Origin of the sequence: Ochrobactrum sp. C6C9, assembly GCF_022627935.1 — a bacterium.
Classification (GTDB): Bacteria; Pseudomonadota; Alphaproteobacteria; order Rhizobiales; family Rhizobiaceae; genus Brucella; species Brucella teleogrylli.
The window spans coordinates 1-292 of the sequence record NZ_JABXGB010000121.1 but is presented as its reverse complement, the minus strand read 5'-3'; the positions used below and the strand labels follow the sequence as shown (position 1 = coordinate 292).

Here is a 292-nt window from a genome sequence, read left to right as displayed (position 1 = left end):
CAGCCGACATCACGAAAGCGGCCAGCTTGTAGCGATTGACGGAGTAACCGAGCGATATGGCGCGGTTTTCATTCTCGCGCACCGATTTCAGGATCATGCCGAAGGGCGAGTTGATGATGCGCCAGATGGCAAACACGCCGAGCACGAACAGCGCCAGCACAAAGTAATACATGTTCATCGGATTGTTGAGATCGATGAAGCCAAACAGATATCCGCGCGGCACGCCCTGCAAGCCGTCTTCGCCATGGGTGAAGGCAGCCTGCAGGCAGAAGAAGAAGAACATCTGCGACAG

1 protein-coding gene is annotated in these 292 nt (G+C 55.5%); it reads right to left on the bottom strand.

Going from position 1 to position 292, the window contains the following annotated elements:
• Window positions 1–292 (bottom strand): branched-chain amino acid ABC transporter permease (locus HWD97_RS24325; protein WP_371835820.1); only part of this gene is annotated, 292 nt, incomplete at both ends.